Origin of the sequence: Bacillus hominis (assembly GCF_018332515.1) — a bacterium.
GTDB classification, from domain to species: Bacteria; Bacillota; Bacilli; order Bacillales; family Bacillaceae_G; genus Bacillus_A; species Bacillus_A hominis.
The window spans coordinates 1-949 of the sequence record NZ_BOQD01000506.1 but is presented as its reverse complement, the minus strand read 5'-3'; the positions used below and the strand labels follow the sequence as shown (position 1 = coordinate 949).

Below are 949 nucleotides of genomic sequence, written 5' to 3'. Positions count from 1 at the left end.
CCGATTGGTTCAACTAATAATCAGTGGGATAAAGATTCCACTGATTAAAGTTTCACTTTATATAGAAAAAACAAACCTCTCTGCAAGCAGAGAGGTTTGTTTCATGAAACTAACTCAAATGGCTTATTGTAATAATTTAGAAACCATTTGTGGAGTTTGGTTTGCTTGAGAAAGCATGCTGATACCAGCTTCGTTCAAGATTTTGAACTTAGTCATTTCAGACATTTCTTTCGCCATGTCAGCGTCTTCGATTTGAGAAGCAGCTGAAGCCATAGCAGCAGATTGGCTCTTAAGGTTGTTTACGTTAAAGTCAAGACGGTTTAATGTAGCACCTAAAGTTGCACGGTTGTCAGCAACTGTTTTAAGTGCTGAATCGATTTGTTTAACAGCATCTAGTGGCATTGCATTTGCAGGATTAAGAGCTTCTTTAGCATTTTCGTAAGTTTTAACTAAACCTTTTGCAGTATCGTCTTTTTCTAAAGCTTTAGTTGCATTTTCAAGATCGGCTTGTTTACCTGCATCAGTCGGAGCTAATTCTGCAGCTGCTTTAGCAACTAAATATGCATTTGCAGTAGTGTTTTGTGTTGCAGCCTGTTTAGCATCATCCATAGTCTTAACTAATTCTTTAGCAGCAGGACTTTCGTCGAAAGCAGCTTTTGCTTTGTCAAAGCCAGAGATAGCTTTATTAGCATCATTATCAAGAGCACCTAGCTTATTATTATAAGCTACAACGATGTCTTTTGTTTCTTGGCTAGCAGCATCATGAGCAGTTTTAGCTTCATAGAAGTTTTTAGCAACAGTATTAGCTTCCATTGCAGCTTTCTTCTCAGCAGCTGTCTGTTTTAAAGTATCATCAGTAGGGTCACCAGCAGCAGCTAGTTTGGCAGCTTCATAATCAGTCACTAATTGTTTTGTTGCATTATCAGCAGCATCATGAGCAGTTTTAGCT

At 38.1% G+C, this 949-nt stretch carries 1 protein-coding gene; it reads right to left on the bottom strand.

Going from position 1 to position 949, the window contains the following annotated elements; all coding sequences use genetic code 11:
- Positions 1 to 123: 123 nt before the first annotated feature.
- Positions 124 to 949 (bottom strand): flagellin (locus KI356_RS26935; RefSeq protein ID WP_274388409.1); only part of this gene is annotated, 826 nt, incomplete at its 5' end.